The organism is Spiroplasma endosymbiont of Polydrusus pterygomalis (assembly GCF_964030635.1).
Classification (GTDB): Bacteria; Bacillota_I; Bacilli_A; order Mycoplasmatales; family Mycoplasmataceae; genus Spiroplasma.
Window position 1 is genome coordinate 1144131 of sequence record NZ_OZ034909.1, and the last position, 25127, is coordinate 1169257.

Below are 25127 nucleotides of genomic sequence, written 5' to 3' on the forward strand. Positions count from 1 at the left end.
TTTTAATTCTCCTTTATTTCTGTTCTACCTTGTAAGGCATTTTGATTATTACCAGTTTCATCATATTCTAGTAATTTATTATTATGTTCTATTTCTTTAGCTTGCATTTTATCTTGTCATGCTTCTACTTTCTCAAAATATTTTGTTGCTTCTAATTCATCAATATTGTCATATTCAGTTATAGCTCTTATTGGTTCCATTGTGCCATTATCTAATCTAGCAGTAATTAATTCATTTTGTCGCATTTGGTCAACTAAACTAGCACTAATAAAATCAAAACCATAAGGCCGTTCACCAATACCATATCATAAACCATAATATTTTAAAACAGTATCAAACATCTTAGTATAATATTGCTTACGATATGCTTGTAAATATGCTTGTTTTTCTAACTCTTTTGTTTTAGTTAATAATGACTGTGTTTTATTCTGGTCATTATCTGATTTATCACCAAATGGACTAGAAAAATGACATGCTAAATATACTTGCTCAATAATTGATTTTTGATCTTCGGTATATGTTTCTAATGTTGGTGCACCTTGTACTAATTGTAAAGATTGTGATGATGTCCCATCTGCTGCCGTTTGACCTGATTGAATGAAAATATCATCAAATACATCTTGTAATGCTTTTTTATTTCCAATATTGTAAGCATTCATTAAACCATCATCTAATATCCCATATCAGTGCGTACGATTAGCTCATCGTTCTTTTGATTTAATATTAAAACTATCTTCTAAATCAAATTGTAATTTATAACAATTCGCCATTGTAGGTCATGGATTTAATGTAGTTGAAGTTGATAAGAATAATGGATTAGGTTCATTTATCATTTCTCATAAAGGTACAATACCTAATTTATTTTTAAATTCTTGGACTAAAATAGGTCTAACATCATCTTTAATTTGTGTTTTACTTTTCCCAACAACTACCGCATTATTTTTTGGTCAACCTTTAATAACTATTTTATCTTTGGTACAAATTAAATTTGCTGAATTATACTTGCACTTACAAGTATAATTCAGCTTTTATTAATATTTTTCTACGCATACGCTTTACATATTCAGCTTTAATATTATTTTCTTTCATAATTCGTAATACTTTCTTAGCATTATAAACAATGCCATAATCTTCTTTTAAATATTTGGTAATTCGACGATAACCAAATTATTTTAAATTTTCTTCATAGACTTTTACAATATTTTTTAATGATTCGCTATCCTTACCATTACTTGAATAATTTTTATATTTATCTCAATAACTACGCTTTAAATCTGTTACATCAAGTAATAAATTTAGTGGATATTTATTAATGTTTTCTTTGATAAAAAATACAATTTTTATTTTATTTAATTGTAAAAGTCATGAAGCTTTTTTAATAATTCATACCTAACTTTGTAATAGTTTAAATCTCTTTTTTCAAATGATTCTTTTGGACCTTTATTGGTGTTTAAAATTCCTTTCTTAAAATTTTAATACCATGAAGCAACAGTTTTTTTATTAATTGCATATTTTTTTGCAATAAAACTTATACTATTATTTTTAACCTCTTGTCCTATCATTTTTCGAAAATCTGCTGTATATTTATTAAATTTTTGTCCTTTTCTTGCCATATAAAAATGCACCTCCTTTAAAAGTTTAGCAAAGACTTTTTTTCTTTGCTTACTTTTTTGGGTGCAGTCTATTTTAAAATATCTAACATTTTATTAAAAGTATTTTGTTTTATTCCTGTTAATCGTAATAATTCTTTATCATTAAGAAATTTAAAGTTATCCTTTTTCATAGTTTTATACCCTCCTAATTTATATTTTTTATTTTTAATTATATTTTATAGAAATATTCTTAATAAGAAAAGCCGGTATCGCAAGAAGTCTAATGCACTGATAACTTCTTGTTCATAATTATTAACATCAACCGTAGCATATTTATTAATTTGATAGTAATATGTTTATTTTGCTATCTTTAATATTTGACCCATTTTTCGCACGGAATATTTTTCTTTATTATTGTTAATAATTTCTATTTTTTGCCGATTATCAGTGCCGCTTGCTTTAAAATGTCGTTTTCCATTCGTAATTGGAATAATTCTTTCCGCAAGGCAATCAAGTTCATTTTCTTCAACAGTGCGGTTATCTTTTGCTTTAAAAGATCCAGAATTATTTAATTTTTCAATTCACTGATATACGGCTGATTTTGACACCCCATATTCCTTAAAAATTTCAAGAATGATTTTACCATTTTGATAAAGTAAAACAATTTGTTTTTTTAATTCATCGGTGTATGAATTTCTTCCCATTTTTATATTCCTACTTTCTTCATAATTATATTTTATTTGAAAATCCACATAAATATGGTCCAACTTATTGTAACCTATCCAGATTTTGGTAGCGTGTAAAATGTTGGGGAAAAGTTTTCAGCATTAAGTTCTAATAATAATTAGAAACTATTTTCTTTAAAAGAGTTTTAGTATTTGATAATGTAGAAGCGGTGAATATTGGTAAGTTATATTGTTTAACTTCTGTATTATTCATCTTTTTAAATATTCATCTTCAAGTAATTTGTTCATTTTTTACTTGAAGATTTTTAATTTCTGTTAGTTCTTGAAAGGGATTAATCCCATTAGCTGTCAATTGTTTTAATAACATTACTTTATAAATCGTTTTTTCATTAAATATTTTTGGTTTTGAACGAAACATTACTTTAATAATTCGAGCAATATAACTTTCAATGCGACAACCAATATTTTCTTGATATTCTCATTTTTGAATTGCTCCATAGTATGTTCTTAAATAATTAGATATTTCTTGTAACTTTCCTTTCGCTTCTTCGGTTTTAACAAGCTGATAAGCTCATTCAAGGTATTTTGTAACCTTGTTTCAGTTTAATTTTAGAATTGATTTTCTAATTTTATTAAATAAATAACGTTTATAATATCGTGGACCACGGAGACAATTTTTAATTTTTTTAATAACATGGAAACGATCAATGATAAATTCAACATTGATGTGTTTTTCAACCGTTGAAATATATTGTGTACCATCACCAAGCACAATAATTTTAGCTGTCTCGGGTGATTCATAATTTAAGTTAATAAATTCTTTAATTCCTTGTCAGTATTTTTTAGAGTTATTTTTTTTAACTTCATTAGTCATTGTTACTAGAAATTTGACATTATGCATTGTTTTTCGTATTGTTTTAGGATCTTTATAACCAGTATGAAAGACGGTTAAACGGATTCTTTTCTTAATTTTTAATCGTTTTTTGATTTGATAACTAATGGCATTGCGATATGCTTCATCGGTTTCAATATAAATAACCCCATCATGTTTTAGTTTTGTGTCTGGTTCATCTAGCATTAGTTCTAACAAATGTTTAATATCAAACCGTTTAATAAGGTTAAAAATTGTTTTTTTTGTTATGTTAGCATTCCGATACATATTACAAATATCTTGATAACTAAAATTTATGCCTAATTTGCTGATTATTTCTAACGAAAAATCATAATCAAGTCGCTGATAACTTCCAATCCCTAATTGAATATCAAGTAAAAAAACCGTTTTTGGTTTTTTTGCCACTTGAAATTCTGGTTTTAAGATATATTTTCGTCGTTTAAAAGTATAGACTGCACCCAAAAAAGTAAGTAAAGAAAAAAAGTCTTTGCTAAACTTTTAAAGGAGGTGCATTTTTATATGGCAAGAAAAGAACAAAAATTTAATAAATATACAGCAGATTTTCGAAAAAGGATAGGACAAGAGGTTAAAAATAATAGTATAAGTTTTATTGCAAAAAAATATGCAATTAATAAAAAAACTGTTGCTTCATGGTATGAAAATTTTAAGAAAGGAATTTTAAACACCAATAAAGGTCCAAAAGAATCATTTGAAAAAAGAGATTTAAACTATTACAAAGTTAGGTATGAATTACTAAAAAAGCTTCATGACTTTTACAATTAAATAAAAGAAAAATTGTATTTTTTATCAAAGAAAACCTTAATAAATATCCACTAAATTTATTACTTGATATAACAAATTTAAAGCGTAGTTATTGAGATAAATATAAAAATTATTCAAGTAATGGTAAGGATAGCGAATCATTAAAAAATATTGTAAAAGTCTATGAAGAAAATTTAAAACAATTTGGTTATCGTCGAATTACCAAATATTTAAAAGAAGATTATGGCATTGTTTATAATGCTAAGAAAGTATTACGAATTATGAAAGAAAATAATATTCAAGCTGAATATGTAAAGCGTATGCGTAGAAAAATATTAATAAAACAAAATAGAAATAAAAATATCATTAAATATCCTGATTTAGTAAATCGTAATTTTAATGATATTAAAGAAAGATTTTCAATTTTATTTACTGATGTAACTTATTTAATTTGAAATGGTAAAAAACATTATCAATCAACAATAATTGATGGATATACTAAAGAAATTATTGATGTAAAATGATCAAAATTTAATAATAACAAACTTGTAATTGATAATTTAAATGCTGCAATTAATAAAATTAAAAAAATAAAAAAAGAGCTAAATAAAACAATAATTCATTCAGATCACGGATATCAATATACATCTAAAGATTATAATAGTAAATGTTTAGATAACAAAATTATAATTTCAATGGGTAAAAATTATCATTGTGCAGACAACATTATTATTGAAAGTTTTCATTCATTACTTAAAAAAGGAACAATCCATAATAAAAATTATAAATCTCATAATGAATATATTAATGATGTTAAAAAATGAAATAAATTATATTCAAACCAAAAAGAAAAAGATATAATAAATGAAAGTTTGTAAACCTTTTTATTAATACTTACTTTTTTGGGTGCAGTCTAACCTATCCAGTTTAGTAAATTACAAGCAAGTCTTAAAGAAGCCTTGGTTCATTATCATGGTTTAGGTTTTACTAACATTCAAAATTATTTAAATCTCTGAAAATGAAAATACCAACACAAAGGTTTAACACCAAACCAACAAGCAACGGTATTATATTTTAACATCTAAAAAAGTTAAAGAACAATGGTGATTTTACACCAAATTTGTTTTCAAATTGTCATATTGATGATTTTTTTGACTTTATCAAGAGTTTTCGACAAAATTAAAGCGAATTTCTTCTTTTTTTAATTTCCTTTTTAGGATTATTTTTAATTTTTTTATTATTTTTTGCTTTCCGTTTTTGTTTTTCTTCTTTTCGCGTTTTAATTAATAACTTTAATTTCTCTCATCATTGAAAGCCATTATTTTGATGATCTGGTAATAGTAAATTTAAGAAAATCCCGGCAAAAGCCGCTAAGGCTACGCCCGTAAATTGTAAATTACCACTGCCGACATTAAAATTAAAAATTGCACCTCCTAATCCTAACACTAACATAATCGCTGTGACAAAAACATTTTTCATATTGGTATAATCAAATTGATTATTAATTAACACCCGAATCCCGTTTGTCGCAATTAAACCAAACATAATCATACTAATGCCACCCATTACTGGAGAAGGAAACATTTGAACTAATTGATTAACTGGAGCAATAAATGATAAGCCAATTGCAAACAAAGCAGCTAATCCGGTTACTCAGACCGAAGCAATTCGGGTTATTCCAATAACAGAAGCATTTTCTCCATATGTTGTATTTGCGGGTCCTCCAACGAACCCATCGAAAATAATTGACACTCCATCCGCAATTAATGTTCGATCCATTCCTGGATCTTTTACAAAATTTTTGCCGGTCATTTGTCCCATACTAATATGATCACCAATATGTTCGGCAATTGTAATAATTGCTAAGGGACTAATTGCTAAAATAGCTGGTCCAATATTACTTCCTTTTAAATCTCAAATCTTTTTAAAAGATGGATATCATTGTCATTGACTTGAATCAGTAATTTTCGATGTATCTAAAATTTGATATTCCGGTCCAATTGAAAAATGCAGAATTACACACAGTAAGTATCCCGCGACAACACCAATAATAACTGGTACGACTTTTACAAAACCTTTACATTTTAATGCAATGATTGCTGTTACTAAAAAGGTAAAGACAGCAATACCAATGCCAATTCAATGAGAATAAGGCTGTTTTCAAGCCGTTGGATTAAAACCGGCATTATTAATTGCACTTGGGGCAACAGACATTCCAATAATAATGATTAACGGTCCCACAATTACTGCTGGAAGAATTCGTTCTAAAAATTTATTACCAATAAAATACACTAATACACCAAAGGCAATATAAATAACTCCAACCATCATTACGGCAATAAAAACAGCATTTCCATATAATGGATAGCATACACCCATTGCTCCCATATATGCAAAAGAACTCCCTAAATACATTGGAACTTTTGCGGCAGTAATTGCGATATAAATTAAAGTTCCAACCCCTGAACAAAACAATGCCATTGCAATGTTCATAACTTCAATGCCAGCCGTTTGATTAATAATTAACGGCACTAATACTGTTGAACCAAACATTGCAAAAACATGTTGTAATGATAAGATTGATCATTGTAAAAAACTTTTTGGCCGATCATGTGGTCCTAATAATAATTTAATATTATTGTCAACTAAACCAGTTTGTTCTTTTTCCATAATTTTGTTTCTCCCTTTTTTCTTAAAATTGCATAAAAAAACTAGTTTGTAATATTACAAACTAGTAAATTATATTATTAATATTAATTATTTTTTTATTTTGTAGAATATTAAAGATATCAAAAAGAATCTTATTTCTTTGTAAACAAATTTTAAATTCTTTCATCAAATCAATTTGCATTTTATACCTCAACATTCCTGCCATTAATAGTAACATTCCTTAACGTTAATGTAAAGGATTAAATAATTTTTTTGTCCTTATCTTGTGATAATTTCGTAATAGTTATCTAGCAAAAATTTCGCAACCATTTAAAATTAAAAATGGTTGCGAAATTTTTGCTAGATAACTATTACGAAATTATCACAAGATAAGGACAAAAAATACAAAAATATATTGACAATAAAATTAAAAGTAATACAATTTAATTAAGTAAGTGGTTATATTATTCTACAATTTCTAAGGTATTAATTTAAGACCCCAAAATAATTTATGCGACCTAAATTTTTTTCAGAAAAGTTAGCATAAATATCTAAAATTTTTAGGGTAAACTGCTGCCCTTCTTTTTTTGTAGCATGAATCGTGTGCCCTTCTTGCCACAAAAATTCACTAGTTCGTAAAAAAGGACGAGTTGTTTTTTCTCATCGTAAGACATTAACTCATTGATTATATAACAATGGTAAATCACGATACCCTTGAATTTCTTTACTAAAGAAAGTCCCAAACAAAACTTCGGATGTTGGACGAATGTATAATTCTTCATCAATCACCTTATCACCAACTTTTGTTACCGTTGCAATTTCGGGGGAAAATCCAGCAATATGTTCTTTCTCTTTATTAAAAAGAGTCTTTGGAATTAGTACTGGAAAATAAACATTTTTGACACCAACTTTTTTAAACTCCGCATCACAAATTTTTTTAATATTTTCTCAAATTGCATACCCATAGGGTTTAAAAATCGTTGTTCCTTTAACTGGCCCATAAGCAATTAAATCAGCATTTAAAACAATATCAGTATATCACTGGGCAAAATCAACTTCACGAGGAGTAATTTTCTCTAACTTTCTCTTCATTAGACTTCTTGCGATACCTGATTATTTATGCTTAAAAAGCAATTAAAATTTTTAAAAATGATTATTTTAAAGTTTAATTGCTGAATTATACTTGTAAGTGCAAGTAAATAAAATTGCAAAAAATCTCATATAAAAATTTTATGATGCTAAGTTTATTTTAGAAAAAATAAAGCAAGGAGTTTTTATATGGGATATAAACATCTTGGCATAGATGAAAGAATTTATATTGAGAATCAATTGAAGTTTAAAATAAAAATTAGTGAAATAGCTAAAAATCTTAATCGAAGTATTAGTACTATTATTCGATAAGTTAATAGAAATAAAGATAATAATCATTATTTTTCATTAATTGCACAAAATAAAGCAGAAAATAGAAAACAATCACATATTTATTTTCATAAGTTTAAAAATAGAGAATTAGTAAAATATGTACAACAAAAATTATTATTAGGTTGATCACCCGAACAAATTTATGGCAGAATTAAAAATTTTCATAAAGAATGAATTATTAGTTTTAAAACAATTTACAATTGAATTTATTCTGGATTACTTGAAAAAGTTACTAATAAAAATTTAAGAAGAAAAGGTAAGAAACGAAAATATCAATAAAATCGGGGTAAATTTAATGGTAAATAAATTAAAGAACGAAATGCTAATGTTAATAATCGCGTAACTCTTGGTCATTGAGAAGGTGATACCGTAGTATCATCACGAGGTAAAAGTAAATCATGTTTAATAACTTTAGTTGAAAGAACATCAAGATTTACTTTAGCAATATTAGTTGAAAATAGAACTACTAAAGTTATTAACGAAAATATTAGCCATTATTTATCAATTCTTCCAAATAATCTTGTTAAGACTATAACATTTGATCGTGGTAAAGAATTTGCTAATTGACAACAACTTGAAAAAAATTTAAATGTGAAAATTTATTTTGCTAATGCATATTCACCCTGACAAAGAGGTACTAATGAAAATACTAATGGTTTAATTAGAGAAAAATTTCCTAAAAAATTTAATTTTTCAAATACTACTAAAAATGCAGTTCATAAATTTATATTGTCTTTAAACCAAAGACCAAGAAAAATACTAAATTATTTTTCGCCAATCGAATATTTGGTTAGAAAAATAATTTAGTTGCACTTAACTTTACAATTTGGCAATTTAATTTAATTTTTTTAATTTGTAATTTTTTTTATTTTTGTTAGTATCGCAAGAAATCTATTAATTATTTACTTCTTTCTATCTTCAGTTAAAACATTGGAAATATTCCCTTTTTCGCCTTGAAAAATTTTAAGTTTTAAATGATTACTTTTAACATGTGTTTGAATTCGATTTAAATACTGATTATTTTTCATTAATATTCATCGAATTGCCGCTGGTTTAACATCTTCAAAAACTTTGACGCGGCGCGTAACATCATCATATTCTCAATCTTTTTTTGTTAAATCAAATAAACTTTTAATATCAATTGCAATTACCGCAATTTGAGTTGGATCAACTTTCTGCTCTGCAACTCAACTTCAAAAATAGTGCCGTGTTGAATTATCTAATTCAAATTCTAAATGATCTGGTTTTTCTAAATATGTTCAAACAATATATTCACTTTCTTTTGCCAATTGAATATTTTTAATTGGTTGTAAACCAAATTCTAATTGGCGTAAGACATTACTAATGTCAGTATAAAATAATAACGATTTAATTCGTTGTCGATTAAATTCCTTAATAATTTTATGCGTTTTACGGCGTTTAAAACTAAAACCAGTCTTAATCTTACTATTATCATTATCACCCTCAAACAAACTACTTTCTAAATTATCTGATGATGATTCTTGTAATAAGTTCCTCTTTTTCTCTTTTTTATTATCTTTTGTCTGGTCATCCTGCTCTTTTAATTTATTAAATAACATTATTAACTCTCCTTTTCTCATAATAATTATACAAAAAATTATTCTTGATGTTGTTATTAACTTATAAAATTGGGGCGACCAATTTTAAACATGTTAATAATAAACGATAACTTAATGGTTTATATTTAATCGGTCACTCACATCATAAAATGGCATGTTCATAATCTCATTCTCACCGCGGAAGAAAACTTTCCACTACTGCTGTATCGTATATCACAGCTGTTGTTTGATGATCAGAAAAGAAACTACGATAATCTAAATTACAAGTTCCAATAACGGCAACATCATCATCGAAAATAGCAATTTTATTATGACTAAAGGTATTATTCATTTCATAAATTTTAACACCACTAGCAATTAAATCTTTACAATAGCTTTTGGTAATATCTAACACAAAAATTTTATCCGTTAAACCGGGAATTGTTAACCGAACATCAACGCCAGCCCGAGCAGCCAGAATTAAGGTTTGAATAAGGTCATCTGGTGGAATAAAGTATGGTGTTGATAATCAAACCCGTTTTCGTGCTTTACTAATTAATAAAATATATAAATCCTTTGTAATTGAATGATCAATACTAGGACTATGATTAACAATTTGTAAATGTGATTTACCCGTAACATTATATTGCTTTGGTTCTAACACCGTCGGTTCTAAGTCAGTAATTTTTTCATGCCGTTTTGTGGCAAAATATCAATCATCAACAAAAATAACTTCTAACCCGCGAACTGCTTCGCCTTCAATTCGCACTTGCGTATCATTAAAAATCCCAAACTTTCATGAACGATCAGCATATAAATCTGCTAAATTAACTCCCCCGGTATAACCGATCAAACCATCAATAATAACATCCTTGCGGTGATTACGATAGTTTGCATTTCCACTAATAAAAGGTGTAATAATTGGTAAATACTTATGAACTTGGACCCCAACTTTAATTAGTTTTTTAATGCTTTTTTTACTAATTTTAAAATAACTTCCAACATGGTCATAAATCATGTAAACACGAACCCCAATGGCAATTCGTTCTTTTAAAACTGCTAAAAAAGACTCAAATAACTCTCCATCCGCAACAATAAAATAAGTTAATAAAATATATTCTTGCGCTTGCTGTAAATCGGTTAATAATGATTTGAAAACATTCGTTCCATTGGTAATAATTTTAATTTGATTATTTTGATATAATGGTTTATTAGCATGCCGCATTAGTAACTCAATAACATTCCCAAATTTTTGCGTTGGTGCAGTATATTTGCCTAAAGCGGCCTTATTTTTTTTCAAATAAGTATCATATTCTAATTTATTTAAATGGTTGTATAATAATGATTTTTTATTTGAATAATGGTATTTTCGTCCAAAAAAAACATATGAACATAACCCAATAAACGGAACAAAGTTAATAAAAATAATTCATGAAAATTTAACTTCATAACGCCGTTTTGAAAAAAAGAAAAAGAATGAGAAAACTAAATCAAGAATAACAATTCCTAAAAAAATATATAAAAACTTAACATTAAAAATAAAAACGACAACGATTAATCCCATAATCGCCATTCCAAATAAAAAAATCATTGATAAAATAATTTTTAATCAATTTTTCATTATGTTTCCCCTTTATGGCACAATTATTAATATCTTTATTATACCTGAATTGTAAATATATTTGGGACACTTTATTTTTAATTTTGGAGAAAACTCTTGATATTTTAATAAAATCAGGATTTTGTTAAAATATCAAGAGTTTTCTCCAAAATTAAAGTAAGAAACTAAAAACTTTTTCTTTTGTTCTTCAAATTCTTTTTTCTCTGCTTCGGTTTTTAAAACTTTTTTATTATTTTCAAATTTATAAGTATAGTTATTATAATCATCAAAATATTTTATTGACTTTCCATTTTCATCTAAAATAACATCTTTAAAATTGTCTAATTTTAAACCAAAAAAGTTAATTAAAACAGTATCATATTGTAAATTATCAATATAACCACTTTCAATAAAATTACTCCGATTTTGAAAATCAGATACCAAAGCATAAGCAAAAAAAGCTTTTAAAAATTTATTAATCTCAATTTGACCTTTCATTTGTTCAAAAACCTCTTTACCAGTATTGGGAGTATTGCCACCATAATAGTTATAAGTTTCAGCATTAAAATTAAAGATATCTTCTTTATCTTTCATAAAAGAAAACAAAAAACCTAAATCATCAGTATACCGATAACTATTAGACTTCTTGCGATACCTGATTATTTATGCTTAAAAAGCAATTAAAATTTTTAAAAATGATTATTTTAAAGTTTAATTTAATTTTTTTATTTGTAATTTTTTTTATTTTTGTTAGTATCGCAAAAAGTCTATTATAATCATATCCATTCCAATATTGTTTAAAATGTGTTAATTCTAAATTACCTGCAATAATATTATTACTTTTATCAATTGTTAAAATCATTCGGTAAATTGATTTTATAGTTAAAATCGTACCAATATTAGATTTATCTAAATTATTAATAATTTCAAAATCAAAAATTATTCTTTGTGTTCCAACAATAGGACTCTCATAATTAGGATTACCATCTTGTTGCACTCTAATATTTTCTTGAATAATAACATCTAAGTAATGATTTAAAAAATTCTTAATTTTATTTTTATTTTCAACACTTCAATTTATAATTTTACCTGTATTTGTATCAATTTGAGGTGGTTGAAGTTTTAATTTTGTCGAAAAATCTTGATACTTTAATAAAATCAGGATTTTATTGGGTTTTTTATAAAATGTATTTCTTGCAAATCTCTATATTTTATAAAGGTTTTTGACTTTATCAAGAGTTTTCGACAAAATTAAAGTTTTCAATTATTATTTTTTGGTGGTTGTTGTGGTTTGGGTTTAGGTTCTGGTTTATTACCCTTGTTTTCAATATTATTTGGTTTTTCACAACTAATTAATGATGTTGTACTTGTTGCTGTTAATCCGATTGTTCCTAAAATACTAAGTATTTTTTTCATATCTGTTCCCTCTTTTAGACTGCACCCTTTTTATTAATACTTACTAAACAGGGTGCAGTCTAGTTTTTTACCATTTTGATAAAGTAAAACAATTTGTTTTTTAAATTCATCGGTGTATGAATTTCTTCCCATTTTTATATTCCTACTTTTTTTATAATTATATTTTATTTGAAAGTCCACATAAATATGGTCCAACTTATTGTAACCTATCCAAGTTTTCTATAAAATTAAATCAAAATTAAAGACAAAATTAAAGAAATAAATTATAAAATAAGTTACAATGTAAAAGTAATATTTAATAAGATTAGAAAAAGGGTGGAAAAGAATGATATATATGTTAGCAACAAATGATAATTTATTAATTTCACAAACAATTTTGATCATTGTTTTACTGTGTTTAGCAATTGTTTTTTTGCTGTTATGGTATTATTGCTGCTCGAAAAGTTGCCATTGCTGAAAAAATTTGATTATTTTGTTGAGGACTTAACTTATAAATCAGAAATGTTAAATTCTAATGTTGATACTGTGGTAAAAGTTTCAAATTATGTTGATGTTTTTGAAGCTTTTGCTAAAAGAAATGTTAAAGAATGAGTAAAAATTATTGCCCGTAATAAAGACATTGCCTATCGAATTGTTGATAAATTAAAAGACTTTGCTAAATTCGGATGAGAAGGAATAATTATGGCATTTAAATTTGTTAAAGCGTTGGCAGTGGTTGTTGTAGGTATGCTGATTATTCCGAAAAAAGGATCAGAATTACGACAATATTTCATTAATTTAGTTAAAAAATACAATCCCCAAATTAAAAAATGGTTAATAAAATTGAAATTATTTGAGAGAAATCACAAGGTATTGAATCAGACGAAGTTGCTGCTTATATTGAACTGCGGATTAAAAATGTCAAAGGAGTAGTTGAAATTTTAGATTCTGCTTCAACAAAAGAAATGGCTTATAAAACATTAAATAAAATTGATGCTGGAATTGTAAAACTAATCAAAGCAGCGGCAAAATATCCAAATGTTTGTGCAATAAGCAAAAGAATTAGCAAAAATAACGGTTTCGGCAATTGATGACGGGATTAAGGTAACAGAAGATTTGAAAAAAACATCAGCTTCAATTTCTGAAAAAATTATTGAAGAAGCAAAATCAACCCCAACTAAAAAAGATGAAAAAGTTGATAAGAAATAACTCTAATAATTTAGAGTTTTTTAAATAACAAAGGAGATAAATGATGGCAAAAAATATTTTAGAAGAATTAAAATGAAGAGGTTTATTAAAACAAGTAACTAATGAAACAAAATTAGTGAAAGCACAAGAATTAAAAAAAGGAGTTTATTGTGGTTTTGACCCAACTGGTGATTCATTGCATGTTGGTCATTTGATTCAAATTATGTTATTGAAACGTTTTGAAATGTTTGGCTTTCAACCTATTGCGATTATTGGTGGTGGAACCGGAATGATTGGTGATCCTAGTGGGAAAAAAGCAGAACGAGTATTATTAGATAATAAGACTATTAAGCATAATGTTGAAGCCATCAGTCAACAAATGAAGCAATTAATTGGAACAAAGATTAAAATGGTGAATAATGCCGAATGATTACAAAAAATGACCTTGATTGATTTTTTGCGGAATGTTGGAAAATATTTTAATATTAGTTATTTGTTAGCGAAAGAAAATATTGCAACTAGAATTGAAGTTGGTTTATCATATACGGAGTTTGCTTACACGCTATTGCAAACTTATGATTTTTATCAATTATATCTTAATTATGATTGTGCTGTTCAAATTGGTGGTAGTGATCAATGAGGAAATATTATTTCAGGGACCGATTATATTTATAAACAAGTTGGGGAAAATAATTTAGCTTGTGGTTTAACAATGAATTTATTAACAAAAGCGGATGGTTCAAAATTTGGCAAGACAGAATCAGGAGCAGTTTGGTTAGACGCCGCAAAAACTTCACCTTATGAATTTTATCAGTTCTTTTTTAATCAAGATGATCAAGAAACAGGGAAATTATTACGTTATTTAACAATGCTATCAGAAACAGAAATTATCGCGCTTGAAGCAGACCACAAAAAAGCACTAGCGCAACGAATTGCTCAAAAAAAATTAGCAGAAGAAGTAACCTTATTTGTTCATCAAACAACAGGATTAAAAGCAGCCCAAATTGTTAGTGAGGCTTTATTTAAAGGTAGTTTACATGAATTATCAGAACAACAGTTAGATCAATTGAAAAATAGTTTACCTAATTTTCAATTATTAGACCTTGATTTACCAATTCTTGATTTATTAGTGCAAACAGAAATTGTTACTTCGAAACGAGAAGGTCGTGATTTTTTAGAACAAGGGGCAATTACTGTTAATGGTGAAGTTATTAAAACAGAGACTTGAAATGTAACAAAAGATAAGTTTTTATTTGATAAATATTTAATTATTCGTCGTGGCAAACGTAAATATCATTTAATTTCTTTTACTAATCACAAAAAATAAAAAAAGAATCGTTTTTCCGAAACAATATTAGACTTCTTGCGATACCGGTTTTTCTTATTAATAATATTTCTATAGAATATAATTAAAAATAAAAAATATAAATTAGGATGGTATAAAAATATTAAAAATGATAACTTTAAATTTCTTTGGATTGGCAACCCTTTTTAGGACACTTTTTATATGGACTGTTGTTTTCTAAATTCAACAGGTGTTAAATAATTTAAACTACCGTGAATTCGAATATTGTTATATCAATGCACAAAGTCAAATAATTTGTATTTTAATTGGGTTAAATTTATAAATTTTTGCCCCTTGATAAATTCCGTTTTAAAACTTTTGTAAGTTGTTTCAGCCACAGCATTATCGTATGAGCCTTTATTGCTTAATGATCGTTTGATGTTAAAAGTATTTAAGATATTATCAATGATTTTATTTTTAAATTCATTACCCCGGTCAGTATGAAATAACGTAATTTGATTTAATGGTCTTGTAATTGAATAAAAGGCTTTTTGTCCTAATTGGGCTGTTTTGTTTGTCCCGGTACTATAGCTAATTATTTCACGATTAAACAAGTAAATTAATAAACAAATATAATGTCATTTAGCACCAACTTGAACATATGTTAAATCACTAACAACAACTTCATTTGGTTGTTTATTATTAAATTCACGGTTTAAAATGTTACTAATTTCGTCGTTATTAACCATTGACTTATGATTACGATATTTTAATTTGGTGTATTTAGTAGACTGCACCCAAAAAAGTAAGTAAAGAAAAAAAGTCTTTGCTAAAATTTTAAAGGAGGTGCATTTTTATATGGCAAGAAAAGGACAAAAATTTAATAAATATACAGCAGATTTTCGAAAAATGATAGGACAAGAGGTTAAAAATAATAGTATAAGTTTTATTGCAAAAAAATATGCAATTAATAAAAAAACTGTTGCTTCATGGTATGAAAATTTTAAGAAAGGAATTTTAAACACCAATAAAGGTCCAAAAGAATCATTTGAAAAAAGAGATTTAAACTATTACAAAGTTAGGTATGAATTACTAAAAAAGCTTCATGACTTTTACAATTAAATAAAAGAAAAATTGTATTTTTTATCAAAGAAAACCTTAATAAATATCCACTAAATTTATTACTTGATATAACAAATTTAAAGCGTAGTTATTGAGATAAATATAAAAATTATTCAAGTACTGGTAAGGATAGCGAATCATTAAAAAATATTGTAAAAGTCTATGAAGAAAATTTAAAACAATTTGGTTATCGTCGAATTACCAAATATTTAAAAGAAGATTATGGCATTGTTTATAATGCTAAGAAAGTATTACGAATTATGAAAGAAAATAATATTCAAGCTGAATATGTAAAGCGTATGCGTAGAAAAATATTAATAAAACAAAATAGAAATAAAAATATCATTAAATATCCTGATTTAGTAAATCGTAATTTTAATGATATTAAAGAAAGATTTTCAATTTTATTTACTGATGTAACTTATTTAATTTGAAATGGTAAAAAACATTATCAATCAACAATAATTGATGGATATACTAAAGAAATTATTGATGTAAAATGATCAAAATTTAATAATAACAAACTTGTAATTGATAATTTAAATGCTGCAATTAATAAAATTAAAAAAATAAAAAAAGATCTAAATAAAACAATAATTCATTCAGATCACGGATATCAATATACATCTAAAGATTATAATAGTAAATGTTTAGATAACAAAATTATAATTTCAATGGGTAAAAATTATCATTGTGCAGACAACATTATTATTGAAAGTTTTCATTCATTACTTAAAAAAGGAACAATCCATAATAAAAATTATAAATCTCATAATGAATATATTAATGATGTTAAAAAATGAAATAAATGATATTCAAACCAAAAAGAAAAAGATATAATAAATGAAAGTTTGTAAACCTTTTTATTAATACTTACTAAACAGGGTGCAGTCTAGTTTCTTATGATTTTTTATCTTCAAGTTTATTTTCAAACTCTTGAATCATTTCCGTTGCCTGTTGTAATTTAATTCCAACAATTTTTGTAACACCTTTCTGTTGCATTATTACTCCATATAATACATCACAATGTTCCATTGTTCCCACTCGATGCGTAATAACAATAAATTGTGTTGTTTCAACAAAAGTTCGAATATATTTAGCAAAACGTTCAACATTCGCTGGATCTAAGGGCGCTTCAGCTTCATCTAAAATTACTAATGGAATTGGTCGAACTTTTAAAATTGCAAATAAAACTGATAAGGCAACTAATGATTTTTCCCCTCCAGATAATAAATTTAAATTAGTAATGTTCTTCCCGGGTGGGGATACTTTAATATCAACGCCGGTTTCTAATAAATTATCTGGTTCAGTATAAATGATTTTTGCTGTTCCACCACCAAATAATACTTCAAAAGTTGATGGCAAGTTTTCATTAATATCTTTAATTGTCTTATCAAATTGCTCTTCCATAATGCGGTCCATTTCATCAATTGATTTTAATAAATTTTTAACGGCATCATTGGCATCATTATATTCATTATTCATAAATTGAAAACGATCATTTTCTTCTTTATATTCAGCAATTGCCTCTAAATTAACATTCCCAATTTGTGCTAAGTCACTGCGTAACTGTTTAATTTCATCCCGAATTAAATCTTCATTATCAATAACCTTCAGTTCTAATGTTTTAGCATGGTCATATGTCATTTGATATTCTTCTGTTAGCCTTGTTAAATTTTGTTGAATTTTAACATTAATAATTGATAAATCAGTATTAATTTTACTAATTTGGTCTTGTAAAGCAGAGATATAATAACGTTTCTCTCCAATCTGATTATTAAGATCATTAATCACCAACGATTGTTTATCTTTTAAACTGCGAGCAACATTTAATTGTTGTTCAATTTTAGTTTTTATAAGATCTTTTTGTTTGATTTGATCCACAATATTAAGGACTGCTTCATTTTCTTCAATTTTTGTTTCATCAATATTTTTTGATGTTAACAATTGATATTCATTCTGTAATTTCATTTGATCATGCATGATAATTTCAATTTGGCGTTTACCAGCCCCAATTGAAGCTTGATTTTCGGCAATAACTTCGTTAATCTCATCTAATTGACGGTGAAGAAGGCTTAATTGTTTTATAACATGATGTTGTTCTTCTGTTCTCAGTGCTATTTTTTCATTAAAAATGTTAAGTTCTTTTTCTGGATTAATAATTGTCATTCTTGTTCGGCGTGATCCCCCCGTAACAGATCCTTGCGAACGCACTATTTCACCATCTAACGTTACAATATTATAACGATACTTTGTTAATTTTCCAATTTCTTGGGCACTATCAAAATCAACACAAATCAAATAACGACTTAAAAGATAATCAATGGCAACCCGAAACTCTTTCTTCGCTTTAACTAAATTATTTCCTAATCCTAAATATCCCCGCACTGATTTAATAACAAATTCTTCATTACTGCTAAGATAACGCGGAGTAATTACATCCAAGGGAATAAAAGTTGCCCGGCCAGCCCGATTTTTTTTTAAATATGAAATTGCTCGTTTCGCACTATCAACATTTTTAACTAAAATATCTTGTAAACGACCACTTAAAGCAGTTACAATTGCTTGTTCATATTTTTCATCAACATTAATAATATCTTGAACTAATTCCATAATTCCAGGTAAAACGTTTTTATTATTAACAATATTTTTAACCCCTTCATGTAAATTATCTTGGTTCTCAAAATTATGTTGAACACGTTCTAATTCACTTTCTAAGCGAATAACTGTTTTATTAATTGCCCCTAATTGTTCATTCAATCCGGCCTGTTTGGCATTAAAAGCTTCGCGTTGCATACGATACTCTTGTTGTTGGGTTTCTAAACTTGTTAATTTCTCTTGTTCATTTTGCAAATTAACTGTCAATTCATTATAGTCATTAACCATATTAGTAATGGTAATGTCATTATTCGACATTTTTAACGCGGCCTCTTTATTATCTAATTCAATTTTGTGAACTTTTAAATCACTAATTGCTAAAATTAAAGTTTGAAACTCTTTACTCAAAACATTAATTTTGTTATCCAAATTGAAGTTTTCTTTGTTTAATTCATTATACTCAATTTCTCGATCCTTTAATTTTCGATCAGCTTCTTGTTTTGTACTAACAATTTTTTTCTGTTGTGAACGTAATTCTAATAATTTGTCATTAAAAAAAGTAATATCTTTCACTAATACAGCTAATTCAATTTGATTTAATTTATCTTTTAAGGTGGTATATTTTAATGCTTTCTCACTTTGTCGTTTTAAACTTGGTAATTTTCGTTCAATTTCATTTAAAATATCTTTTAAACGTGATAAATTTTCATTTGAACGTTCTAACTTTTTCAAAGCTTCTAGTTTACGCAGTTTATACTTTGCTACGCCCGCTGCTTCTTCAAATAAGGCACGACGATCTAATGGCTTTGCCTCCGCAAAAGCATTAATATTTCCTTGGGAAATAATTGCAAGTGATGATTTTGTTAAACCACTATCCATGGCAAAATCCTGAATATCTTTTAAACGAACACGTTGCTTATTAATAAAATATTCATTTTCACCAGTTCCTCGAAAAACACGACGTATAATTTCAATTTCATCATAATCTATGGCAAAAATCCGTTGGGTATTATCAAAAATCAATTTAACCTCCGCCATATTTAATGGTGGTTTTGTTTTCGAACCATTAAAAATAACATCTTCGCTGTTACTTCCGCGAAGCGATTTAATTGATTGTTCACCTAAACATCAACGAAGAGCATCATTAATATTTGATTTTCCACTTCCATTTGGTCCAACAATTCCAATCATTTCATGATCAAAATTAACTATCAGTGGATCAGCAAATGACTTAAATCCAAATGCTTCCAATTTTTTCAAAAATAACACTAATCTTCACTTCCTTAAATTTCCAAATTAACAAACCAAATTATTCTTTATTAATTATTCTATAAAAGTGCATTATTTGCAACTAAAATCAACAAAATGATTGCGTTGCCAAAGTTGGGGAAAATAAAAAATAAAGTTTTCAGTATAATTAAGTTTGAAAAAAATTTGATTGAAAACTATCCTATGAATATTATAACTAGAATCCAAGAGTTTTTAAACGAAAATAATAACTCTTTTATTGATTTAATTAATGAAATTAGCCCCAATATCCCTATTACAGCACTATTATCCTATTTAAACAATGAAATTAGTTCTGAAGCTTGAATACTATTTAAAAATATTTTTGAATATATTGATAACTATATTTTTAATAAGGACTGACGCAAAGCACGTTATATTCCAAAAGGATTTTATCAACGAACTTTGGTTTTTCGTAATGGTGAAGTTACTAGACTGCACCCCGTTTAGTAAGTATTAATAAAAAGGTTTACAAACTTTTATTTATTATATCTTTTTCTTTTTGGTTTGAATATCATTTATTTCATTTTTTAACATCATTAATATATTCATTATGAGATTTATAATTTTTATTATGGATTGTTCCTTTTTTAAGTAATGAATGAAAACTTTCAATAATAATGTTGTCTGCACAATGATAATTTTTACCCATTGAAATTATAATTTTGTTATCTAAACATTTACTATTATAATCTTTAGATGTATATTGATATCCGTGATCTGAATGAATTATTGTTTTATTTAGATCTTTTTTTATTTTTTTAATTTTATTAATTGCAGCATTTAAATTATCAATTACAAGTTTGTTATTATTAAATTTTGATCATTTTACATCAATAATTTCTTTAGTATATCCATCAATTATTGTTGATTGATAATGTTTTTTACCATTTCAAATTAAATAAGTTACATCAGTAAATAAAATTGAAAATCTTTCTTTAATATCATTAAAATTACGATTTACTAAATCAGGATATTTAATTATATTTTTATTTCTATTTTGTTTTATTAATATTTTTCTACGCATACGCTTTACATATTCAGCTTGAATATTATTTTCTTTCATAATTCGTAATACTTTCTTAGCATTATAAACAATGCCATAATCTTCTTTTAAATATTTGGTAATTCGACGATAACCAAATTGTTTTAAATTTTCTTCATAGACTTTTACAATATTCTTTAATGATTCGCTATCCTTACCAGTACTTGAATAATTTTTATATTTATCTCAATAACTACGCTTTAAATCTGTTACATCAAGTAATAAATTTAGTGGATATTTATTAAGGTTTTCTTTTATAAAAAATACAATTTTTCTTTTATTTAATTGTAAAAGTCATGAAGCTTTTTTAGTAATTCATACCTAACTTTGTAATAGTTTAAATCTCTTTTTTTAAATGATTCTTTTGGACCTTTATTGGTGTTTAAAATCCCTTTCTTAAAATTTTCATACCATGAAGCAACAGTTTTTTTATTAATTGCATATTTTTTTGCAATAAAACTTATACTATTATTTTTAACCTCTTGTCCTATCCTTTTTCGAAAATCTGCTGTATATTTATTAAATTTTTGTCCTTTTCTTGCCATATAAAAATGCACCTCCTTTAAAAGTTTAGCAAAGACTTTTTTTTCTTTACTTACTTTTTTGGGTGCAGTCTATATTACTCATTCTGTGATTGTTTTAACATACGTAATATCAATTGATCACTTTTGATTAGTTTTTTCAGCTTTAAAATTACGTTTTAATAGATATTTATGTCGAATATGTTCATTTGTCATTTTTAAGAAATGATTAATTTTTTTTCTTGTTTTAATTCTTACACTAGAAATTCTATTAGCTAATTTCATATAACGATAAACTGTTGAATTCGACACATTAATTTTTTGCTCTTCCAAAGATAATTTAATTTGTCTGTGTCCTTTAATACTATTTTCTCTATGAATTGCTTTAATTATTTCATATATTGAATAATCAATATTTGGTTGATATTCATCACAATTTTTTGAATATTTATTTCAAGTATCATATGAAATTCTTAATTCTTTTAAATATCATGATAAAGTAATTTTTGAAACTTGCAATTCTGATTTAATAAAAGCAATTTGTTTTCTAATGTTTGTTTTTGTTTTTATCTTTGGAAGAGCTTCAAGTTTTTTTAAAACCTCATTCTCAGCTTTTATTCTTTCATTTTCTTTTTTTAATAAATAGTTTTCACGTTCTAAGGGTTTTTTAAACTTATTTAATTCAAAATCTTTTCGCTTTTTTCGTTCTTTTAGAATTTCTTTATTTTGTTGAAATTGATTTACTCATTTTGAAATAGTTGCTAAACTAATATGATATTCTTTTGCTATTTCACCATAAGATTTATTGTTAATTGAATATTCATTAACAATTTTTTCTTTAAATTCAAAAGAATGATCTTTAGACCCTTTTATTTTACCTTTAGCCATATAAAAATGTTTCTCATAACTTTATATATTAATAATAATCTAGAAAAATTTTTATTTATATATCTCAGTTAAAAGAAACATTGCAGGGTGCAGTCTTACCAGTTTTTTTATTTTAACTTTAAGTTTGATTTATATGGTAAAGATATAAGATATTTTCTAATAATGAGGCAATTGTCATTGGCCCAACCCCACCAGGGACGGGGGTAATCATTTTTACTTTTGGTAAAACATTTTCAAAATCAACATCGCCACATAAATTATTATGTTCATCCCAATTAATACCAACATCAATAACAATAGCATTTTCTTTAATCATTGATGCTGTTACAAATTTTGCTTTTCCAACTGCAGAAATTAAAATATCAGCTTGCTTTGTTAAAGTAGTTAAATTCTTTGTTTGTGAATGACAAACTGTTACTGTTGCTGAGGCATTTATTAAGAGATTAGCAAGAGGTTTTCCAACAATATTACTACGGCCAATAATGACAGCATGTTGCCCAAATAATTGAATTTGATAGTGTTTGAACAGAGCCATAATTCCTTTGGGTGTTCCTGGTAATAGATTATAATGACCAAGCATTAAATTTCCCAATATTTTGGGTGTGAAACCATCAACATCTTTTTTTGTTGCAATTGTATTAATAATCTTTTCACTATTAATATGCTCTGATAAAGGAAGTTGAACAAGAATAGCGTCAATCTCTGCATTATTGTTCAATTCATCAATAATTTTAATTAATTCTGCTTCAGAGATAGTATCGAGATAATTTAAAACATTACAATTAATGCCAACTTTTTCACAAGCAATTTTTTTATTTTTAATGTAAGTACTACTTGCTTTATGATTACCAATTTGAATAATAGTTAAGACAGGAATTCTTTGTTCTGCTGCTTTTATTTTTGAAACTTGTGCCGTAACTTTTGTTTTAATTAATTCACTAACCATTTTTCCATCAATTATTTTTGCTTTATCCATCAAATTTTCACTCTTTTCTATGCTAAAATACTTTTATATGAATAATTTTATCTGAAAGGGTTAGAAAATTAAATGCAATATTTCTTTAATTTTATCGAAAACTCTTGATAAAGTCAAAAAAATCATCAATAGACTTCTTGCGATACCGGTTTTTCTTATTAAGAATATTTCTATAAATGTATCATGTACGATGAAGCGGCAAAAAACAACTCTTGTTAAATAAAAAGGGTTGTTTTTTTATTTCCAAAACCAAATTATTTATTGATTCAGAGAAAGGACAGCATCTTAAATTCTTAAAATAGAAACTTTTTATTACAACTTTTTCGTTAACTTAAAGTTGTTTACACATTTATTAAATATCTTATAAATCTTTACAAATAGACTGCACCCAAAAAAGTAAGTAAAGAAAAAAAGTCTTTGCTAAACTTTTAAAGGAGGTGCATTTTTATATGGCAAGAAAAGAACAAAAATTTAATAAATATACAGCAGATTTTCGAAAAAGGATAGGACAAGAGGTTAAAAATAATAGTATAAGTTTTATTGCAAAAAAATATGCAATTAATAAAAAAACTTTTGCTTCATGGTATGAAAATTTTAAGAAAGGAATTTTAAACACCAATAAAGGTCCAAAAGAATCATTTAAAAAAAGAGATTTAAACTATTACAAAGTTAGGTATGAATTACTAAAAAAGCTTCATGACTTTTACAATTAAATAAAAGAAAAATTGTATTTTTTATCAAAGAAAACCTTAATAAATATCCACTAAATTTATTACTTGATATAACAGATTTAAAGCGTAGTTATTGAGATAAATATAAAAATTATTCAAGTAATGGTAAGGATAGCGAATCATTAAAAAATATTGTAAAAGTCTATGAAGAAAATTTAAAACAATTTGGTTATCGTCGAATTACCAAATATTTAAAAGAAGATTATGGCATTGTTTATAATGCTAAGAAAGTATTACGAATTATGAAAGAAAATAATATTCAAGCTGAATATGTAAAGCGTATGCGTAGAAAAATATTAATAAAACAAAATAGAAATAAAAATATCATTAAATATCCTGATTTAGTAAATCGTAATTTTAATGATATTAAAGAAAGATTTTCAATTTTATTTACTGATGTAACTTATTTAATTTGAAATGGTAAAAAAAATTATCAATCAACAATAATTGATGGATATACTAAAGAAATTATTGATGTAAAATGATCAAAATTTAATAATAACAAACTTGTAATTGATAATTTAAATGCTGCAATTAATAAAATTAAAAAAATAAAAAAAGAGCTAAATAAAACAATAATTCATTCAGATCACGGATATCAATATACATCTAAAGATTATAATAGTAAATGTTTAGATAACAAAATTATAATTTCAATGGGTAAAAATTATCATTGTGCAGACAACATTATTATTGAAAGTTTTCATTCATTACTTAAAAAAGGAACAATCCATAATAAAAATTATAAATCTCATAATGAATATATTAATGATGTTAAAAAATGAAATAAATGATATTCAAACCAAAAAGAAAAAGATATAATAAATGAAAGTTTGTAAACCTTTTTATTAATACTTACTAAACAGGGTGCAGTCTAAAAATTTTGTCATTATTAGGAGCGTCAACAAAGACAGAATTATTATAATCAA

General features: G+C 25.8%; 28 protein-coding genes and 7 pseudogenes. 16 read left to right on the forward strand and 19 right to left on the reverse strand.

Going from position 1 to position 25127, the window contains the following annotated elements; translation table 4 throughout:
• Positions 1 to 2 precede the first annotated feature (2 nt).
• The 5 genes from ACQH23_RS07470 to ACQH23_RS07490 all read right to left on the reverse strand — a co-directional run bounded on the left by ACQH23_RS07470 (position 3) and on the right by ACQH23_RS07490 (position 3632).
• A complete protein-coding gene (locus ACQH23_RS07470) occupies positions 3 to 833 on the reverse strand; it encodes a hypothetical protein (protein ID WP_425377832.1) in 831 nt (276 codons plus the stop codon).
• A 175-nt stretch (positions 834 to 1008) separates the two neighbouring features.
• Entirely contained in the window at positions 1009 to 1152 is a 144-nt protein-coding gene (locus ACQH23_RS07475) for an IS3 family transposase (RefSeq protein ID WP_425379326.1), read from the reverse strand.
• A gap of 320 nt (positions 1153 to 1472) precedes the next feature.
• Positions 1473 to 1613, reverse strand: a complete 141-nt coding sequence (locus ACQH23_RS07480; RefSeq protein ID WP_425377833.1) for a transposase family protein — start codon at positions 1611 to 1613, stop codon at positions 1473 to 1475.
• A 335-nt stretch (positions 1614 to 1948) separates the two neighbouring features.
• Positions 1949 to 2296: a transposase gene (locus ACQH23_RS07485; RefSeq protein WP_425377834.1), complete on the reverse strand. Its 348-nt coding sequence runs from the start codon at positions 2294 to 2296 to the stop codon at positions 1949 to 1951.
• Positions 2297 to 2426: 130 nt separating this feature from the next.
• The gene (locus ACQH23_RS07490) at positions 2427 to 3632 is read right to left on the reverse strand and encodes an Mbov_0401 family ICE element transposase-like protein (protein WP_425377835.1); all 1206 of its coding nucleotides are present in this window, start codon (positions 3630 to 3632) and stop codon (positions 2427 to 2429) included.
• 57 nt (positions 3633 to 3689) lie between these two features.
• On the opposite strand from ACQH23_RS07490, the gene ACQH23_RS07495 reads away from it, so the two are divergent.
• The 4 genes and pseudogenes from ACQH23_RS07495 to ACQH23_RS07510 all read left to right on the forward strand — a co-directional run bounded on the left by ACQH23_RS07495 (position 3690) and on the right by ACQH23_RS07510 (position 5017).
• Entirely contained in the window at positions 3690 to 3953 is a 264-nt protein-coding gene (locus ACQH23_RS07495; protein WP_425377836.1) for a hypothetical protein, read from the forward strand.
• Between the two features lie 173 nt (positions 3954 to 4126).
• A pseudogene (locus tag ACQH23_RS07500) lies at positions 4127 to 4192 on the forward strand (hypothetical protein); the annotation flags it as partial.
• A 21-nt stretch (positions 4193 to 4213) separates the two neighbouring features.
• Positions 4214 to 4810, forward strand: a complete 597-nt coding sequence (locus tag ACQH23_RS07505; protein ID WP_425377837.1) for a DDE-type integrase/transposase/recombinase — start codon at positions 4214 to 4216, stop codon at positions 4808 to 4810.
• An 81-nt stretch (positions 4811 to 4891) separates the two neighbouring features.
• Positions 4892 to 5017, forward strand: coding sequence for a hypothetical protein (locus ACQH23_RS07510; RefSeq protein WP_425377838.1), 126 nt, complete (start codon positions 4892 to 4894; stop codon positions 5015 to 5017).
• 94 nt (positions 5018 to 5111) lie between these two features.
• On the opposite strand, the gene ACQH23_RS07515 is transcribed toward ACQH23_RS07510, so the two are convergent.
• On the reverse strand, positions 5112 to 6602 hold the full coding sequence (locus ACQH23_RS07515; protein WP_425377839.1) for a uracil-xanthine permease family protein: 1491 nt from the start codon (positions 6600 to 6602) through the stop codon (positions 5112 to 5114).
• Between the two features lie 498 nt (positions 6603 to 7100).
• Positions 7101 to 7673, reverse strand: a pseudogene (locus tag ACQH23_RS07520) (aminoacyl--tRNA ligase-related protein); the annotation flags it as partial.
• 186 nt (positions 7674 to 7859) lie between these two features.
• Here ACQH23_RS07520 and ACQH23_RS07525 point away from each other — a divergent pair.
• Positions 7860 to 7982: a helix-turn-helix domain-containing protein gene (locus ACQH23_RS07525; RefSeq protein WP_425377840.1), complete on the forward strand. Its 123-nt coding sequence runs from the start codon at positions 7860 to 7862 to the stop codon at positions 7980 to 7982.
• Positions 7983 to 8309: 327 nt separating this feature from the next.
• The gene (locus tag ACQH23_RS07530; RefSeq protein ID WP_425379327.1) at positions 8310 to 8810 is read left to right on the forward strand and encodes an IS30 family transposase; all 501 of its coding nucleotides are present in this window, start codon (positions 8310 to 8312) and stop codon (positions 8808 to 8810) included.
• Between the two features lie 95 nt (positions 8811 to 8905).
• On the opposite strand, the gene ACQH23_RS07535 is transcribed toward ACQH23_RS07530, so the two are convergent.
• The 5 genes and pseudogenes from ACQH23_RS07535 to ACQH23_RS07555 all read right to left on the reverse strand — a co-directional run bounded on the left by ACQH23_RS07535 (position 8906) and on the right by ACQH23_RS07555 (position 12578).
• Complete coding sequence (locus tag ACQH23_RS07535; protein WP_425377841.1) at positions 8906 to 9583, reverse strand: acetyltransferase; 678 nt, start codon at positions 9581 to 9583, stop codon at positions 8906 to 8908.
• 61 nt (positions 9584 to 9644) lie between these two features.
• Positions 9645 to 11183, reverse strand: coding sequence for a cardiolipin synthase (cls, locus tag ACQH23_RS07540; protein WP_425377842.1), 1539 nt, complete (start codon positions 11181 to 11183; stop codon positions 9645 to 9647).
• A gap of 284 nt (positions 11184 to 11467) precedes the next feature.
• A pseudogene (locus ACQH23_RS07545) lies at positions 11468 to 11801 on the reverse strand (spiroplasma phage ORF1-like family protein); the annotation flags it as partial.
• Positions 11800 to 12327 (reverse strand): spiroplasma phage ORF1-like family protein, encoded by a 528-nt coding sequence (locus ACQH23_RS07550; RefSeq protein WP_425379328.1) that lies wholly within the window; start codon positions 12325 to 12327, stop codon positions 11800 to 11802. The gene ACQH23_RS07550 and the pseudogene ACQH23_RS07545, both read right to left, overlap by 2 nt.
• Positions 12328 to 12413: 86 nt before the next feature.
• A complete protein-coding gene (locus ACQH23_RS07555) occupies positions 12414 to 12578 on the reverse strand; it encodes a lipoprotein (protein ID WP_425377843.1) in 165 nt (54 codons plus the stop codon).
• A 429-nt stretch (positions 12579 to 13007) separates the two neighbouring features.
• Here ACQH23_RS07555 and ACQH23_RS07560 point away from each other — a divergent pair, with 429 nt between their 5' ends.
• From ACQH23_RS07560 to tyrS, 3 genes are all read left to right on the forward strand, one after another.
• Entirely contained in the window at positions 13008 to 13490 is a 483-nt protein-coding gene (locus ACQH23_RS07560; protein ID WP_425377844.1) for a hypothetical protein, read from the forward strand.
• Positions 13491 to 13522: 32 nt separating this feature from the next.
• On the forward strand, positions 13523 to 13660 hold the full coding sequence (locus tag ACQH23_RS07565; protein ID WP_425377845.1) for a hypothetical protein: 138 nt from the start codon (positions 13523 to 13525) through the stop codon (positions 13658 to 13660).
• Positions 13661 to 13809: 149 nt separating this feature from the next.
• Positions 13810 to 15072, forward strand: coding sequence for a tyrosine--tRNA ligase (gene tyrS, locus ACQH23_RS07570; RefSeq protein ID WP_425377846.1), 1263 nt, complete (start codon positions 13810 to 13812; stop codon positions 15070 to 15072).
• Positions 15073 to 15248: 176 nt separating this feature from the next.
• Here tyrS and ACQH23_RS07575 read toward each other — a convergent pair.
• A pseudogene (locus ACQH23_RS07575) lies at positions 15249 to 15812 on the reverse strand (IS3 family transposase); the annotation flags it as partial.
• A 76-nt stretch (positions 15813 to 15888) separates the two neighbouring features.
• Between ACQH23_RS07575 and ACQH23_RS07580 the strand changes: the two are divergent.
• The 3 genes and pseudogenes from ACQH23_RS07580 to ACQH23_RS07590 all read left to right on the forward strand — a co-directional run bounded on the left by ACQH23_RS07580 (position 15889) and on the right by ACQH23_RS07590 (position 17009).
• Positions 15889 to 16152 carry a transposase family protein gene (locus tag ACQH23_RS07580; RefSeq protein ID WP_425377767.1) on the forward strand — a complete coding sequence of 88 codons (264 nt, stop codon included), beginning with the start codon at positions 15889 to 15891 and terminating at the stop codon, positions 16150 to 16152.
• Between the two features lie 173 nt (positions 16153 to 16325).
• Positions 16326 to 16391: pseudogene (locus ACQH23_RS07585) on the forward strand (hypothetical protein); the annotation flags it as partial.
• Between the two features lie 21 nt (positions 16392 to 16412).
• Positions 16413 to 17009: a DDE-type integrase/transposase/recombinase gene (locus ACQH23_RS07590; RefSeq protein WP_425377606.1), complete on the forward strand. Its 597-nt coding sequence runs from the start codon at positions 16413 to 16415 to the stop codon at positions 17007 to 17009.
• Positions 17010 to 17052: 43 nt separating this feature from the next.
• Here ACQH23_RS07590 and ACQH23_RS07595 read toward each other — a convergent pair whose 3' ends face one another.
• The gene (locus ACQH23_RS07595; RefSeq protein WP_425377847.1) at positions 17053 to 20019 is read right to left on the reverse strand and encodes a chromosome segregation protein SMC; all 2967 of its coding nucleotides are present in this window, start codon (positions 20017 to 20019) and stop codon (positions 17053 to 17055) included.
• 183 nt (positions 20020 to 20202) lie between these two features.
• On the opposite strand from ACQH23_RS07595, the gene ACQH23_RS07600 reads away from it, so the two are divergent.
• The gene (locus ACQH23_RS07600; RefSeq protein WP_425377848.1) at positions 20203 to 20487 is read left to right on the forward strand and encodes a hypothetical protein; all 285 of its coding nucleotides are present in this window, start codon (positions 20203 to 20205) and stop codon (positions 20485 to 20487) included.
• A 19-nt stretch (positions 20488 to 20506) separates the two neighbouring features.
• On the opposite strand, the gene ACQH23_RS07605 is transcribed toward ACQH23_RS07600, so the two are convergent.
• The 5 genes and pseudogenes from ACQH23_RS07605 to ACQH23_RS07625 form a co-directional block, all read right to left on the reverse strand.
• Positions 20507 to 21103: a DDE-type integrase/transposase/recombinase gene (locus tag ACQH23_RS07605; protein ID WP_425377849.1), complete on the reverse strand. Its 597-nt coding sequence runs from the start codon at positions 21101 to 21103 to the stop codon at positions 20507 to 20509.
• 21 nt (positions 21104 to 21124) lie between these two features.
• Positions 21125 to 21397, reverse strand: a pseudogene (locus ACQH23_RS07610) (hypothetical protein); the annotation flags it as partial.
• Entirely contained in the window at positions 21364 to 21627 is a 264-nt protein-coding gene (locus ACQH23_RS07615) for a hypothetical protein (protein WP_425377850.1), read from the reverse strand. The pseudogene ACQH23_RS07610 and the gene ACQH23_RS07615, both read right to left, overlap by 34 nt.
• A gap of 69 nt (positions 21628 to 21696) precedes the next feature.
• Positions 21697 to 22491, reverse strand: a complete 795-nt coding sequence (locus ACQH23_RS07620) for a helix-turn-helix domain-containing protein (RefSeq protein WP_425377851.1) — start codon at positions 22489 to 22491, stop codon at positions 21697 to 21699.
• Between the two features lie 118 nt (positions 22492 to 22609).
• A complete protein-coding gene (locus tag ACQH23_RS07625) occupies positions 22610 to 23467 on the reverse strand; it encodes a bifunctional 5,10-methylenetetrahydrofolate dehydrogenase/5,10-methenyltetrahydrofolate cyclohydrolase (protein ID WP_425377852.1) in 858 nt (285 codons plus the stop codon).
• Between the two features lie 449 nt (positions 23468 to 23916).
• On the opposite strand from ACQH23_RS07625, the gene ACQH23_RS07630 reads away from it, so the two are divergent.
• The 3 genes and pseudogenes from ACQH23_RS07630 (at position 23917) to ACQH23_RS07640 (ending at position 25037) form a co-directional block, all read left to right on the forward strand.
• The gene (locus ACQH23_RS07630; RefSeq protein ID WP_425377853.1) at positions 23917 to 24180 is read left to right on the forward strand and encodes a hypothetical protein; all 264 of its coding nucleotides are present in this window, start codon (positions 23917 to 23919) and stop codon (positions 24178 to 24180) included.
• 173 nt (positions 24181 to 24353) lie between these two features.
• Positions 24354 to 24419: pseudogene (locus tag ACQH23_RS07635) on the forward strand (hypothetical protein); the annotation flags it as partial.
• A 21-nt stretch (positions 24420 to 24440) separates the two neighbouring features.
• Complete coding sequence (locus tag ACQH23_RS07640) at positions 24441 to 25037, forward strand: DDE-type integrase/transposase/recombinase (RefSeq protein WP_425377854.1); 597 nt, start codon at positions 24441 to 24443, stop codon at positions 25035 to 25037.
• Positions 25038 to 25127: the final 90 nt, after the last annotated feature.